15 protein-coding genes are annotated in these 14,685 nt (G+C 43.0%); 9 read left to right on the top strand and 6 right to left on the bottom strand.

Features of this window, described 5'->3' with window-relative positions:
- Positions 1-237 precede the first annotated feature (237 nt).
- The 3 genes from GX348_11850 (at position 238) to GX348_11840 (ending at position 1,717) form a co-directional block, all read left to right on the top strand.
- Positions 238-459 (top strand): hypothetical protein, encoded by a 222-nt coding sequence (locus GX348_11850; protein NLP42849.1) that lies wholly within the window; start codon positions 238-240, stop codon positions 457-459.
- A gap of 71 nt (positions 460-530) precedes the next feature.
- Positions 531-749 (top strand): DUF1294 domain-containing protein, encoded by a 219-nt coding sequence (locus GX348_11845; protein ID NLP42848.1) that lies wholly within the window; start codon positions 531-533, stop codon positions 747-749.
- Between the two features lie 35 nt (positions 750-784).
- The gene (locus tag GX348_11840; GenBank protein NLP42847.1) at positions 785-1,717 is read left to right on the top strand and encodes a DUF1848 domain-containing protein; all 933 of its coding nucleotides are present in this window, start codon (positions 785-787) and stop codon (positions 1,715-1,717) included.
- 4 nt (positions 1,718-1,721) lie between these two features.
- On the opposite strand, the gene GX348_11835 is transcribed toward GX348_11840, so the two are convergent.
- The gene (locus tag GX348_11835; GenBank protein NLP42846.1) at positions 1,722-1,982 is read right to left on the bottom strand and encodes a thioredoxin family protein; all 261 of its coding nucleotides are present in this window, start codon (positions 1,980-1,982) and stop codon (positions 1,722-1,724) included.
- A gap of 147 nt (positions 1,983-2,129) precedes the next feature.
- Entirely contained in the window at positions 2,130-2,318 is a 189-nt protein-coding gene (locus GX348_11830) for a hypothetical protein (protein ID NLP42845.1), read from the bottom strand.
- Between the two features lie 254 nt (positions 2,319-2,572).
- Here GX348_11830 and GX348_11825 point away from each other — a divergent pair, with 254 nt between their 5' ends.
- The 3 genes from GX348_11825 (at position 2,573) to GX348_11815 (ending at position 6,783) form a co-directional block, all read left to right on the top strand.
- Positions 2,573-3,787, top strand: a complete 1,215-nt coding sequence (locus tag GX348_11825) for a dicarboxylate/amino acid:cation symporter (protein ID NLP42844.1) — start codon at positions 2,573-2,575, stop codon at positions 3,785-3,787.
- A 277-nt stretch (positions 3,788-4,064) separates the two neighbouring features.
- Positions 4,065-4,334: a metal-sensitive transcriptional regulator gene (locus tag GX348_11820; protein NLP42843.1), complete on the top strand. Its 270-nt coding sequence runs from the start codon at positions 4,065-4,067 to the stop codon at positions 4,332-4,334.
- Positions 4,335-4,359: 25 nt separating this feature from the next.
- On the top strand, positions 4,360-6,783 hold the full coding sequence (locus GX348_11815; GenBank protein ID NLP42842.1) for a copper-translocating P-type ATPase: 2,424 nt from the start codon (positions 4,360-4,362) through the stop codon (positions 6,781-6,783).
- A gap of 50 nt (positions 6,784-6,833) precedes the next feature.
- Here the strand turns inward: GX348_11815 and GX348_11810 are convergent, their stop codons facing one another.
- Together GX348_11810 and GX348_11805 are read right to left on the bottom strand one after the other, a co-directional pair.
- The gene (locus tag GX348_11810) at positions 6,834-7,028 is read right to left on the bottom strand and encodes a hypothetical protein (protein NLP42841.1); all 195 of its coding nucleotides are present in this window, start codon (positions 7,026-7,028) and stop codon (positions 6,834-6,836) included.
- A 1-nt stretch (position 7,029) separates the two neighbouring features.
- The gene (locus GX348_11805) at positions 7,030-7,950 is read right to left on the bottom strand and encodes a YIEGIA protein (protein NLP42840.1); all 921 of its coding nucleotides are present in this window, start codon (positions 7,948-7,950) and stop codon (positions 7,030-7,032) included.
- Positions 7,951-8,146: 196 nt separating this feature from the next.
- Between GX348_11805 and GX348_11800 the strand changes: the two genes are divergently transcribed.
- Both GX348_11800 and GX348_11795 read left to right on the top strand, forming a co-directional pair.
- Positions 8,147-8,539 carry a cytochrome c gene (locus GX348_11800; protein NLP42839.1) on the top strand — a complete coding sequence of 131 codons (393 nt, stop codon included), beginning with the start codon at positions 8,147-8,149 and terminating at the stop codon, positions 8,537-8,539.
- 29 nt (positions 8,540-8,568) lie between these two features.
- Positions 8,569-10,158, top strand: coding sequence for a nitric-oxide reductase (locus tag GX348_11795; GenBank protein ID NLP42838.1), 1,590 nt, complete (start codon positions 8,569-8,571; stop codon positions 10,156-10,158).
- 21 nt (positions 10,159-10,179) lie between these two features.
- On the opposite strand, the gene GX348_11790 is transcribed toward GX348_11795, so the two are convergent.
- Both GX348_11790 and GX348_11785 read right to left on the bottom strand, forming a co-directional pair.
- On the bottom strand, positions 10,180-11,793 hold the full coding sequence (locus GX348_11790; protein NLP42837.1) for an FMN-binding glutamate synthase family protein: 1,614 nt from the start codon (positions 11,791-11,793) through the stop codon (positions 10,180-10,182).
- A gap of 27 nt (positions 11,794-11,820) precedes the next feature.
- Positions 11,821-13,230 (bottom strand): FMN-binding glutamate synthase family protein, encoded by a 1,410-nt coding sequence (locus GX348_11785; protein ID NLP42836.1) that lies wholly within the window; start codon positions 13,228-13,230, stop codon positions 11,821-11,823.
- 329 nt (positions 13,231-13,559) lie between these two features.
- On the opposite strand from GX348_11785, the gene GX348_11780 reads away from it, so the two are divergent.
- Positions 13,560-14,552, top strand: coding sequence for a ketoacyl-ACP synthase III (locus tag GX348_11780; protein ID NLP42835.1), 993 nt, complete (start codon positions 13,560-13,562; stop codon positions 14,550-14,552).
- Positions 14,553-14,685: the final 133 nt, after the last annotated feature.

The following is a 14,685-nucleotide window of genomic DNA, read 5'->3' as shown; positions in this document are numbered from 1 at the left end:
TCCCCGTGTTTCTCCCCGTGTTTCTGTGTAGCAAATTTTTAATATGCAACATTTTAACTAATAAAAATATTTTTTAATTTAAGCTTGAAAATTAAGAGTAGCAGGATATAACATATAATAAGTTTACCGGCACTGAAAAAAAGATCTCCGGAGTAGCCTCGGTCTATGACCAAACTTTAGAGATTTAGCAAGGAGGTAGTCCCTATAGATGCAATAACAAAGGCAGCCGTTTTTCTTATGATGATTGGCTTGGAAAAAGGTCAAAGCATACTAGCATTGATGGATGATAGCGAGATTAAAGCCATTGTTTCTGAAATCCAGAGCGTGACATCGCTTTCGCCAAAAGTACAACAAAGTGTTTGGGCTGAGCTAAAAGAGTTAGGCTATGAGGATAAGATGAAACCTTCTGAGGCGCTAACTATTATACGATTGCTATCTAATGGCAGTAAGATTAGGTAATAAGGGCAGAGAGAGATGGTTTAGTGATTACATTATATATTCTTTGGAATCTCGTCGGTTTTTTTCTGGTGATGCTAGATAAACAGCGGGCTAGGCAAAATGCGTGGCGCATTAGAGAACGAACTTTCTTTTTGGCTGCTTTTGCTTTCGGGGCGGTCGGCATTCTTATTGGAATGCAGATATTCCGTCATAAAACACGCCATTGGTCCTTTAAAGTCGGCATTCCGTTACTGTGTATTTTCAATATTATTATTGTTTATATTTTCTGGCAGCGAGGTTGGCTTGTTTAAACGCAAATTATTGCATTTTGCTAGGAAGTGATTGCTTGATTTTAAGTGTTAGTCGGCGAACGGACATACCAGCTTTCTATTCGGATTGGTTTTTTAAACGTTTAAAGGCGGGGTATGTACTTGTCCGGAATCCAGTAAATTTTCAGCAGGTAAGCAAGGTAATACTAAGTCCCGAGGTAATCGACTGCATTGTCTTTTGGACAAAGAATCCTGTCCCCATTTTAGATAAGTTAGAGTTGCTGGCGGAATATGACTTTTATTTTCAAATCACGATTACGCCATATAATGAAAAAATCGAAGCCAATGTGCTTGCTAAGCCGGCTGTAATAGAAGCATTTAAACAGCTGTCTGCAATTATTGGCAAGGAAAGAACAATTTGGCGTTATGATCCGATTATTTTAACAGACGAACTAGATTTTGAATATCACAGCCGCAAATTTGAAGCTATTGCGAATGCATTGCAAGGACGGACTGATCGCTGTATAATAAGTTTTTTAGATTTGTATAAGAAAGCTGAACGGAACATGAGCAATATTCCGCTAAAGCCCATAAACGTCCAACTTATGCTTGAAATTGGCGGCAGGTTTAAAAACATTGCCAGTAAGTATGGGCTGATAATACAAACTTGCTCCGAGTTAGTCGACCTGTCATCAGTAGGGATTGAACATGGAAAATGTATTGATGATTGTTTGATAGCAAGGATAATTGGGCAAGAACTACGCCTTGATAAGGATAAAAACCAGCGAACTATGTGTGGGTGCGCAGCCAGTGTTGATATTGGTGCTTACAACACTTGTAAACACGGGTGTTTGTACTGTTATGCCAATTTTAGTGCTAATGCGGTGAAAAATAACTTATTAAAGCATGATCCTAATTCACCAATGCTTAGTGGCAATCTTGAACCGGGTGATAAAGTTACTGAGCGCAAGATGAAAAGTTGCAGAACTAAGCAATTGGGGTTATTTTAAATTTTTAGTTTTGCGCTTTTTCAAATACATTTCGAATTTTATCTTTACTGGGAACGCCTTCATGAACCTTAACGCCGTGGACAAAGTAGGTCGGCACATAGTAATAGTCATACTTTCCGGCAATATCAGGATGAATATTCTCATCAATTATTTCAATTTCCAAATTGGCGTAGGCTGGATTTTCCTGCTTTAGCTCGTCCATCCATTGCAGGGCTCTTACACAATGCGGACAAGACTTCATAGTAAACATCAGAATAGGTTTCATAGATATCCTCCTTATGCTCCTGTATTCAACAATAATATGCCGGCAAGGAGGGCGAGCTATACTGCAGTATTTTATTCAACACGAGAGAACAAAAAAGGCAGTTTGATAGGCTTAAATATGCTATCAAGACTGCCTTTGTGATTAAAGCTAATTTGCTAATGCCGCTTTATTAATATTCTGCTGGATCACAAAATCAGATTCGGCTCCGTGCAAGCCGCACTCCGGGCACCACCAAGCTTGGATTTTCTGAATGACCGGCGTCTCTTTGCCATGATAATTAACAAAGGTAAACTTTGAAATCTTTTCCTCATGCTCACACCAAACTTGCTTTTTCAAACAAATCGCTCCTTTATTATTATCATTACTAGTACGGGGTTAGGGATACCCTTGCGCCTATCTCCCAAATCACAATAATGTATATGCGGCGTGCTATGATTTAAGCCTTACCTAAAAAAGGCATCGGTGCATTAATTGCTGAATATTCAATATAATTTAGCCGTTATTTACAACTAGGTAATTTTATTTGTATAATAGCTTTTGTGGGTACTACGGAAAAATTATCTATATTTAATCTTAAAGGAGGTCATTAAATGCATCTATCAACCAAGATTCTTGTCGGCTTAGTACTAGGCGTTATCGCCGGGTTAATTGCTGGGCCGGATAATGTTGGATTTATTAAAATGTGGATTGCGCCAATCGGGACATTATTTATTAATTTAATTAAAATGATAATTGTACCATTAGTATTTGCATCCTTGGTGGTAGGCGCCGCCAGTTTGGGGGATGTTAAAAAGTTAGGCCGCATAGGCGGTAAGACAATGGCATTTTACTTAATTACCACAGGTTTTGCAGTGGCCATTGGCATTGCTATGTCGCTGATTCTAAATCCCGGATTAGGTCTTTCACTGCCTGCTGATGTAGTTTATAAGGGCAAAGAGGCCCCATCAATTATGAGTGTTCTGGTTAATATAGTGCCGACCAACCCGATTCAAGCTATGGGATCAGGCGATATGCTGCAAATTATAACATTCGCCTTATTTGTAGGTGTTGGCATTACAATGGTTGGTGATCGTGCTAAGCCGGTAAATGACTTTTTTGATGGTTTGGCTGAAGTGACTTACAAAATTGTTAACGCTATTATGTTAGTTGCACCATACGGCGTTTTCGCGCTTATTTTACCGGTAGTGGCCGAAAACGGTCCTAAAGTGCTTATACCTTTGGCCAAAGTAATTGGAGCGGTTTATATCGGATGTTTGGTGCATATGGCGCTAACATATAGTGGTATTGTATCTGTCCTAGGGCGTATGAGTCCTGTGAAATTTTTCAAAGGCATAGCACCTGCGCAGTTAATTGCCTTCTCAACTTGCAGCAGCGCAGCAACCCTGCCTGTTACCATGAAAAATACTCAGGAGAACTTAGGGGTATCAAAAGAGGTCTCTAGTTTCGTATTACCGCTTGGCGCAACGATAAACATGGATGGCACAGCAATATATCAAGGTGTATGCGCACTGTTTGTGGCGCAGGTTTACGGCATCGATTTGTCCTTAGGCCAGATGGCTATTCTAGTTTTGACCGGTACCTTGGCATCAATCGGTACTGCAGGTGTGCCTGGAGCCGGCCTGATTATGTTGACCCTTGCTTTGCAATCTGTTAATTTGCCGATTGAAGGAATTGCTTTAATTGCCGGTGTTGACAGGGTATTGGATATGGCTCGTACCACTGTTAATATAACTGGTGATGCTGTTGCTACCGTATTCATCCAGCGTAGCGAAGATATGGCGGCAAACAAAGATTTATCAGCATAATTTTTAACGATTATAACAAAAAAGAAGGTGGCATAGCCACCTTCTTTTTGTCGTTTTACCAGAGTTTATAAATGTTCTTTTGTGACATAAGCGCAACTGGCGGCTTGCGCTTTAGCAAAGCTCGGCGCAAGCCGGGTTTCTAAAAGTTGTGCAGTTTTTTAGCGGTTGTATAAGATATATTCTGTATTGCTATAATAGGAATATTCATTTGACAAGGGCCTTTAATAACTATATTATATACTATACGGGGGTATAGTATATAAAGGAGATGTAAAGCATGCTAAACGACCAGGAAAGAAATGATCTTACTAAGCGCTTGCGAAGAATCGCTGGGCAAATAAATGGCATTGAAAAAATGGTTAATGATAAAAGGTATTGTGTCGACATTTTACAGCAGGTTGTAGCGGCGCGATCAGCTTTAAACCAGGTAGGGCTGAAAATTCTCGAGAGTCATACTAAAAGCTGTGTTGTCAATGCAGTTCAAGAAGACCGCGCCGAAGAATCAATTAATGAGCTCATGACTGTCTTGTCCAAATTTACAAAATAGTGGTCTGACTAAGTAGGTGAAAATTATGACGAAAGAAAATAGTACGACTAAAATAACCTCGGCTACGCTTAAGATAGGCGGCATGTCGTGCGCTGCCTGTGCCAGCAGGATTGAAAAAGGCTTGGGACGTTTGCCCGGCGTTGAAGAGGCTAGGGTAAACTTTGCTGTCGAAAAGGCTTCGGTTGCTTACGATTCAAAGCAAATTAGCTTAAAAGACATTGCGGCCAAAATTGAAGGTTTGGGTTTTCAGGTTATAAAAGATAGGGTTGAGCTCAAAATTACCGGTATGAGTTGCGCTGCTTGCTCAAGCCGAATTGAAAAAGCTTTAAGTAGAATGAACGGTATATACAGCGCGACTGTAAATTTAGCGGCCGAGAAAGCAATTATTGAATTTAATTACGGCGACGTTAGCGTTAGTGATATTAAGGCAAAAATTGAGAACTTAGGATTTGGCGCGCATAACGCGACTAGCGCTGAAGAGTCCGATAAAGCAAAGGAAGTCAGGCTGGCAGAAGTCAGTCACCAAAAATTCCGCTTATTTCTTGCCGCTGTGTTTTCAATTCCCCTTTTAATGGCGATGATTTTTCACGTAATGGGCGCGGTAGGGCCCGTTGCTCATATTCTGCTCAATCCGTACTTTCAGTGGGCGTTAGCAACACCTGTCCAGTTCATCGCCGGGGGGCAATTTTATCGCGGGGCCTATCTGGCCCTGAAAAATGGCAGTGCCAACATGGATGTTTTAGTAGCGCTTGGCACCTCAGCCGCTTATTTTTACAGTATTGTTAATGTATTTCAAAACAATAATGAGTTGTATTTTGAAACCTCTGCAATTCTCATTACGCTCATTATTTTAGGAAAATTATTAGAAGCCAATGCCAAGGGCCGTACATCAGAGGCCATAAAAGCATTGATGGGTTTGCAGGCTAAGACGGCCAGAGTTGTGCGAGAAGGGCAGGAAGTTGATATTCCGGTAGAAAACGTGATGGTTGGGGATATTGTAATTGTCCGGCCCGGCGAAAAGATTCCGGTCGACGGGATAATCACTGAGGGGAATTCAACGGTTGATGAGTCAATGCTAACTGGAGAAAGTCTGCCAGTTGACAAAAAGCAAGCTGATGAAGTAGTTGGAGCCACGATTAATAAATTCGGCACTTTCAAATTTAGAGCAACCAAAGTCGGTAAAGATACTGCTTTAGCTCAAATAGTGCGGATTGTCGAAGCGGCACAGGGTTCAAAAGCGCCTATTCAGCGTTTTGCCGACGTTGTATCGGGCTATTTTGTGCCGGCCGTTGTTGGTATTGCGCTATTAACATTTGCCGGTTGGTATTTTATCTTTGATCCAGGGAATTTCTCTCGCGCGCTTGTAAATTTTACAGCCGTACTGGTTATTGCCTGCCCGTGTGCTCTGGGATTGGCTACCCCGACATCGATAATGGTCGGAACGGGTAAAGGTGCTGAGAATGGGATTCTAATCAAGGGGGCAGAACATCTGGAAAATGCCCATCGTTTAACAACGATTGTTTTAGATAAAACTGGGACCATAACCAAGGGCCAGCCAGAAGTTACTGATATCATTGCCTTGGCCGGGCTTTCACAAGCAGAGGTTTTAACGCTGGCCGTACGGGCTGAAAAAAAATCTGAGCATCCATTGGCCCAGGCAATTGTTGATTACGGCAAACAGCAGAGGGTCGCAGCTGATGATCCCGATGAGTTTGAAGCTATTCCCGGTCACGGTGTAAAGTCCGCAATCGATGGCCGGCAGATTCTTGTCGGTACCCGCAAGCTGATGCGTGATAACAATATTGATTTTAATGATATGCTTGCCGATATAGAGCAGCTCGAACAGCAAGGCAAAACTGTTATGCTTATGGCTGTTGATAATAAAATGGCTGGTTTACTGGCAGTAGCCGATACCGTGAAAGAAAGTTCTGCTGAAGCAGTAGCCGAACTTAAGAAATTAGGTATCGAAGTCTGGATGTTAACCGGCGATAATGAACGGGCCGCTAAGGCCATCGCGCAAAAGGTCGGCATTAATAATGTACTGGCTGAGGTCTTGCCGGAAAATAAGGCCGAAAAGGTACAGGCGCTTAAGCAAGAGGGGAAGGTGGTAGCCATGGTTGGCGATGGCATCAATGATGCTCCGGCGCTGGCGACCGCAGATGTCGGTTTTGCCATCGGAACCGGAACTGATGTGGCAATCGAAGCAGCCGATATTACCTTAATGCGCGGCGATTTAAACGGTATCGTAGCGGCCATAAAGCTGAGCAAAGCAACTATGCTCAATATTAAACAAAACCTGTTCTGGGCGTTGATTTACAACACCCTGGGAATTCCCGTTGCCGCTGCCGGTTTTTTATCGCCGGTCTTGGCCGGTACCGCAATGGCCTTCAGTTCTGTATCAGTAGTAACTAACGCCTTGCGGCTCAAGCGGTTTACGCCTGATAAATAAGCTGAATGAACAAAGACTGGAAAGACGATTTGCGTCTTCCAGTCTTTTAACTACCTAACAAGAATAAATATCCCATTGCTTAACTTTACTACATCGGCTTTGATGGCCTTAGCCACATCCTGCATCAGCTTATATTGCTCTTCTTCATTGGCAGCTTCAATCATAAAAGCCGTGCCTGAGCCAGGGACTTTATGGTGGGGCAGGGTGATTGCCGCTGCAATTTCAATACTTTGTTTGGTTTCCATTTTAGTCTCCTACTATGTTTGATTTCATTACGGAATGACTTTTCTTTACTGATTCCAGTAATGGTGTGTGGCTAACGACGCTAATCAGCTTTTCTTGATCGCGGATGAGTGGGACAAGCACGATTATTGTCTTGCCGCTCTCGTAATCTTTGCGTGTATAGTGATAGCGTTTAACACCGACACTGCGGGTTGCTTCGAACAGTATTGCCTTGCGCTGACCAAAGTTATCCAAAGTAATCCGGTAATGCTCCTCATTAGGTTCAATTACTAACGCCAGCCCTTCAGCGAGAACCATTTTCTGCGCATTCTCAGTGCCTAAAGTGTTGCTGACAAAAATACCGTCAACATAAAGTTCTGAGCCTCTTACTTCGATTTGACCGGGCTTAATTTTGGCAATATCGCCTACCGTCTTACCTTTAGCAAAGCGGCTTAGTCCGATATAAACAAAATAACCGACAAATATTCCTGCCACCGACTGGACAGCCAGATTGGTGAAGCCTAGGCCGCGTAGTGATTCCATGGCTGCTGCTGTGCTTAGCGAGACAAGAAGCGAAAAATAGTTGCGCGCTTCAAAGGTTTTTGCGATGCCGTCTATATACGCTTCGCCTCGCGGGGTAAACTCAGTGCTTTCTAAGCCTCTAAGACTTTCGCGCTCGGTTTTCCGAACGTCGCGAAAGTGCTGAATAGCAATTGCTAAGAAAGTTACCGCAGTGAAGTTGTTGCTTTTTATTGCCGGAATTGCCACAGCACCAATCCCAGCGGCGATGAAAGCAATAACGAGATGAATGAGATATCCGTTAGGATGGGAGGGATACTGCCGGTAATCTACTTTTAATGTAAGATAACGGGCCAGTGTTCCCACTATTGTTGCGACGACAATAAGCGTAAGAGTATCTATCGAGATTGGTCCTTTTCCGTCCAGCTTTACCACATCCTTGTAGTATTGATACTATAAGGATGGCATATGCGCTATTTAATAATTCATTAGTCGATGCAAATTTCATAAAAAAATTGCTCAAGAACGCACTTGCAGGCGGCGCACTTGGCAAGCTAAGTCTTTTCTAATATTTTTTCCTAAATTGGAGAAAATTGTACTAACTGGTTTCGCTGGAGGGAATATGCGCCGGATGCTACTAATTTATTGTGCCAGTTTAATTCTGGCTGGGATAGGTTTTGGTAGTTTAGTTTCACAATCAATAAGCAGTATTGAAATGAATATGATTCCAAGCGCAGCTGCACAGGGCAAACAAATCTTTCAAAGTAAGGCGTGTATTGAATGCCACACGGTATTTGGTAACGGAGGTTACTGGGGGGGAGATTTAACCAAGGCTTATGCTAAGTTTGGTCCTGAGAGGATAATAGGGTATTTAACCGCTGCGCCGCTGCTTAATGGTGCGAAACATAAACGGCATGAGCAGTTAACGTTATGGGAAGCTCAGCAAGTCAGTGCCTATCTTGAATTTGTTAACTCAATAAACACATTAGATTGGCCTCCTTCGGCTAATAAGTAGGTAACTAAAAACTATGGGTTGGAGCGATTATGATTAAGTTGCTAAGAAATATTTGCCAACTAACCGATACAACGCAAGCGCCATTACAGCCAATTTTACCTGCGGCGGTTTTTCAATCGCAACGGCTATCCTATAAATATTCATTGGCAGCTTTTATGTTCTTTGGTATCCAGGGACTAGTTTCGTTAGGCGGAGCTTTAGAAATGGTTTTTCTTGATATCCCCAGTCCAATCCCGTACACAGTCGGAAGATCCTTTCACTTAAATATCAGTGTACTGTGGATGCTAGTAGGCATGACCGGTGGTATTTACTACTTTTTTAGTCAAGAGGCCGAACGTGAGATTTATAGCGCGAAATTGATTAATATTAGCTTCTGGTTCCTAATACTGACGCTTATTTCTATTCTTGGGTCTTTGTTGCTAGGTTTTAATGACGGCAGGGAGTATCTAGAGGCGGTACAGCCGCTCAAGCTAGCAGTGCTGATAGGCTGCCTGGCTTTATTTTATAATCTTCTGCGGACATATATGAGCTGCGGCGTGCCAAAAACGAGGGGGACATTGGTTGGCATTATCTCAGGCTGCTTGAGCCTGATTATTTTTTATTTACCCAATATAATGTCTTATGCTCATCCCACAATCGAAGAGATATTTAAGTTTTGGTATATTCATTTGTGGGAAGAAATGAGCATGGAATTAATCGGGGTAGGTTTGATGTCTGCACTGCTGATAGTAGCGACTGGTGTAAAAAGAGAATCACTCGAAAAATTGATTTATCTTGATCTTATTATGATAGCTGCAGCGGGAATTTTGGCAACAGGGCATCATTATTACTGGATTGGGGTACCGGGCATATGGATTTGGATAGGCGGAATCTTTAGTGCGATACAAGCCATCCCTGTTCTTTTGCTGGTTTTTAGTCTAACTAAGACCAGCGATACAGAACGTTTTAGTCAGTTGTCTCTCCGCGAAAAAATCACCATTGCCTTAGTTGCCTCTAGTGTGTTCAACCACATTTTCGGGGCTAGTATGTTGGGATTAATTATGTCTTATCCAAATATCAACAGATATACACATGGGACGTATATTGTGTCAGCACATTCACATCTTGCTTTATTCGGGGTGTTCGGTTTTTTGGTCTTAGCAGTATGTTTTTATATTTTTTTTACTGGCTTTAAATTAAACCATCGCGATTACCGGTTATGTTGGCTGGCTATTCTTGCCCTGAATGGCGGTTTGATTATTATGAGCATAGCGCTACTGGCTGCTGGGTGGCTGCAGGCGTATCTGCTTAATATAGCCGGATTAGCAATTATTGAGGTTAATGAAACGGTTCGCCCGTATCTTATTGCGCGAGTAGTTGGGGGGCTTGTCTTCTCATTTGGCAGTTCGCTCTTTGCTTGGGTGATTGCAAAGAATGCTTGGTGCCATAGAGATGTTTTCTTTGAGGACGGGGCGCAGTCTGATAACCGCCCTATCCAGAAATTGCAACAAATACAGCTTAGTATACGAAACTTGATGGGTAGTTTAAAAGAAATTGAGGTGTTGCTCGGTGAAGTAAAATACCTATCAAAAATGTTGGCGGTCATAAAAAAGATGAAAGAAAAGAAGAAAAAAGAATGACAAGGATATTCATAAACTTTATTAAGGAATTTTATCTAAGATTCCCTTTTGTTGAACTAACGCATTGTACTCGCTTTTTAAGCTCTGGATACGGGACAGGCTGTTGCTATAGCATAATTCTAGCAACACAGATTCCATTAGCTGTTCCAGGCTGTGAGCATAGCGTAAGGAAGCGGTTAATTGTTCAAGTGACTTCCGGCATTGCTGTTCTTCATAGCTGGACTGTTGAGTAGTGGGATTCTTATAATCAAAAACCCGTTTCACTTTCGTAATTTCCGCAGTATATGAATCGAGAGCAACGAGGTCATCAGGACTAAGCTCTTTCAAGGATGACTTTCCTAAAGCCCGCATTGCCTCTTCCATTTCTAAAACCATAGATGTCATTACATTTGCTACACTTGTGGCAGCTTGGTCAATATTTAGCAGTTTTTTCATTGGTGAGTTATAATATACCAACGTTGTAGGCGGTTCCCATGGGGTCACTTTTGTGGTTTGGTTATGGGCTAGGGCCAAGAGGGGAACGGTACCCAAATAAATGGCGTCCGCCCCTAAGGCCAATGCTTTAAGGCATTGGCCTGGTGTAAAAAATCTGCCAGCCGCGATTATACTAATCTGTGTATTTCTCAAATAGTGTTTTGCCCGAATCAAAGCATGTAAGCTAGGTATGCCGAAATCATCTTGTTTAATTGGCGCAGTTGCGTGTGAACCGGCACCGGCGCCATCAATAACGATAGCGTCAAAACCTAAATCGACCGCAACAGCTAATTCTTCCTCAAGGCGGTTAGTAGCCATAAGTTTTAGGGCGATGGGAATACCTTTGGCCCTTTGCCTCAGATCTTTCATGAACTTAGGCCAATCTTCAGGAGTCTGAATCCCCGGCGGGGCCGGAAGGGCTATCGCCGGTTCGCCGGGAGCGAGGCCTCCCAGAATGCGTGCTCTGCCTTCAATATCTTTAGCCTCGATACGCGCTGTTCCCAGGTCAGCTCCTTGTCCCATTTGGACTTCGAGCATATCAGAAACGGCAATCTGTTGATCAGTTCTCGCGCCCCATGATGGCCAACGGCAAATTTGCAATATAAATTTGCCGGCCGCTTCCGGTTCCTCGGGTAAAAATGGTCCTTCACCGGAATTGGTAGCCGTTTGCAGTATCTTTGATGCTCTGGCCAAGGCGATTTTTGCTTCCTCGCTCAGCGCTAAACCATAAGCCATAGCACCAATCATAAGCGGGATTTTTAGAGTGAGCGGTTTTTCGGCATTTACGCCGATAGTGACGCTCATGTCTATTTGGGCATTTTCAGGCAACGAGAATCTAGTCATCTGCCGGGGGGAGAACATTAGGTTATCAAAGCCTAAAAACTGCTTAGGAGAGCCCAAAGGCCGCGTTATAGCTTTGCCGCTTTCGGCACGTAAACTCATTTCAAGTAAATTTAACAGCGAAAATCGCTTTAAGGACGGAAGTAGTTCTGCAAGATTTTGGTCATAGTCATCCGATAACAGTTTTGCCATAGCATCGTTGGTTACTCGAGAAATAACGTAACGCATTAGCGGTTTAGCCAAGAATAATGATGCTATCACAAGAATTATAAGTGCAAGCGCCGGTATGTACCAATTGATATCAGATATTATTATTTGCATATTAATTATCCTCAGAGTATTTTGTAGCTATTTTTGGTTATTCAGTGGATCAGAAACAAGCTTCACTCCCGTAATATCGGCAGTAAGGGGATCAAGAGCGACAAGATCATCAGGACCAAGCTCATTTAAAGAAGATTTTCCCAAGGCGCGCATTGCCTCCTCCATCTCTAAAACCATAGAGGTCAATACGTTTGCTACACTGAGCGTAGCTTGGTCAACATCAAGCAGTGTTTTGGTTGGAGAGGTATAATATACTAGCGTGGTAGGCGGCTCCCACGGGGTTACTTTTGTGATTTGGTTATGCACAAGGGCTAACAGGGGAACAGTGCCCAAATAAATGGCATCCGCTCCTAAGGCCAGGGCTTTAAGACACTGGCCTGGCGTAAAATATCCACCAGCTACGATTAAACTAATCTGGGTGTCTTTCAAATATCGCCTTGCCCTAATCAGGGAATGAAAACTAGTTATGCCAAAATCATCTTGTTTAGTTGGCGCTGTTGCATGGGACCCACCCTGGGAACCATCTATAACGACAGCATCAAAACCTAAATCCACGGCAACAGCTAATTCTTCTTCGAGGCGGTCGGTAGCCATGATTTTTAGGGCGATAGGAATACCATTAGCCCTTTGTCGCAGATTGCTCATGAACATAGGCCAGTCTTCAGGAGTTTTAACTCCGGGGGGGGCCGGAAGGGCTATCGCCGGTTCGCCGGGAGCTAAGTTACCTAGTATACGTGCTCTGCCATCGAGTTCTTCGGCCGCGATGCGAGCTGTTCCTAGGTCTGCTCCTTGCCCCATCTGAACTTCCAACATATTGGCTGATGCTATCTCTTGGTCGGTTCTCAAGCCCCATGACCAGCGGCAAATTTGCAAGATAAACTTTCCGGCCTCTTTCGGTTCCTCGGGCAAGAAAGGCCCTTCACCAGAGCAGATAGCGGTTTGCACTGCTTTTGCTGCTTTGGCCAAAGCAAGTTTTGCCTCCTCACTCAGACCCGAACCATAGGACATGGCACCAATCATCAGCGGGATCTTTATGGTAAGCGGTTTTTTTGCATTTGGGCCGATTGTCACACTCATATCTATTTGGGCATTTTCAGGTAGGGATAATTTAGTCATTTGCCGAGGGGAGAACATTAAGTTATCATAGCCGAAAAAATGCTTTGGCGAACCTAAGGGGCGGCCTACGATTTTTCCGCTTTCGGCACGTAAACTCATTTCAAGTAAATTTAAAATTGAATATCGCTTTAATGATGGAAGTAGCTCGGCAAGATTCTGGTCATAGTCATCTGATAACAGTTTGGCCATTGCATCATTGGTAACGCGAGTTACAATATAACGTAAAAGTGGCTTAGCCAAGAGTATTAAGGCTATCAGCATAGAAATCAGTATTGTAATCAAGAACAGCAAGAACTGTGAATTAGTTATAATTAGTTGCATACAATTAGTTATCCTCGATAGGCTTTATTGAGAATAGTATTCCGCTTTAAATAAGGTTTAAATCCGCCTTTGAGATGGAATGCCAAATTCAGTTTAAGCGGCGCAGTGCTGCATCTCATAGGTAATGTAGACATGTTTATTTAATGTGGACTTAAGGCCAAATTTACTGTATTATAGTGATTGTCGCACTATTTAATCAAATCGACTTGCCTCTGTATTAATGAGCTTGGAATGACGGCTTTAAGATTTAGTAAGCGTAAATCGAGATTAGTTTGACGACCATTTGGTAATATTGATAATAATAGAAAGTGTTCGAGAGGTGGCCGTAAATGATTGAAAAGTCAGTAGGAATTTTAGGAATTGGCTCGTATGTGCCGGAAAAGATTGTTACAAATTATGACTTAGAAAAAATGTTTGATACATCTGATGCTTGGATTGTTGAACGGACAGGCATTCGCGAGCGGCGGGTGGCCGCCGAAGGTCAGGCTTCATCCGATTTAGCGACTAAAGCGGCTGAACTTGCATTGCTTGATGCAGGAGTAAAGGCTGAAGAAATTGACCTGATAATTGTCGGAACCGTTTCGCCCGATATGGTATTTCCCTCGGTCGCTTGCATAGTGCAGGATAATCTAAAAGCCTATAATGCGGCAGCCTTTGACCTTACGGCTGTGTGTTCAGGCTTTATTTATGGGCTTATAACCGGCAGTACGTTTATTAAGTCGGGAACTTATAAAAAGGTACTTGTTATTGGAGCGGAAACGCTTTCGAAAATTACCGACTGGAGCGATCGCAATACTGCGATTTTATTCGGCGATGGCGCCGGAGCAGTCGTATTAGGAGAGACTGAACCTGGCTATGGCATTCTCGGCGCTTATTTAGGGGCAGATGGCGCCGGCGGTGACCTTTTGAAGGTGCCTGCAGGGGGTTCGCGCCAGCCGGCTTCAGAAAAAACAGTAGCAGAGCGGGCTCACTTTATTCATATGAATGGCAACGAGGTTTTTAAGTTTGCTGTTAAGGTAATGGGGGAAGCCGCCAATAAGGCTCTTGAAAATGCCGGAATGGAACCAAAGGACGTTACATACCTGGTGCCGCACCAGGCTAACATGCGGATAATTCAGTCTGCGGCTAAGCGGCTTGGTTTGCCTATGGATAAAGTTGTCGTTAATGTTGACAAGTATGGTAATACTTCTGCCGCATCCATTCCGATTGCCCTTGATGAAGGCGTAAAAAGCGGCCGGATTAAAAAAGGCGATGTTGTTGTTATGGTTGGTTTCGGGGGCGGCTTAACTTGGGGTTCAAGCGTAATTAGGTGGAATAAATAGAATATGCTTTTGTATCAAACCGTCGTTTTTCGCTGATGAAGCAGGAAAGCGGCGTTTTTTTTTTACGAAATCTAGGTGAAAGATATAAGCAAATTTGGGAATGCTACAAAAATAGCATGGATTTTTGCTTAAA

This window comes from Veillonellaceae bacterium (genome assembly GCA_012523975.1).
GTDB lineage: Bacteria > Bacillota > Negativicutes > JAAYSF01 > JAAYSF01 > JAAYSF01.
This window is presented reverse-complemented; position numbering and strand designations above follow the sequence as displayed.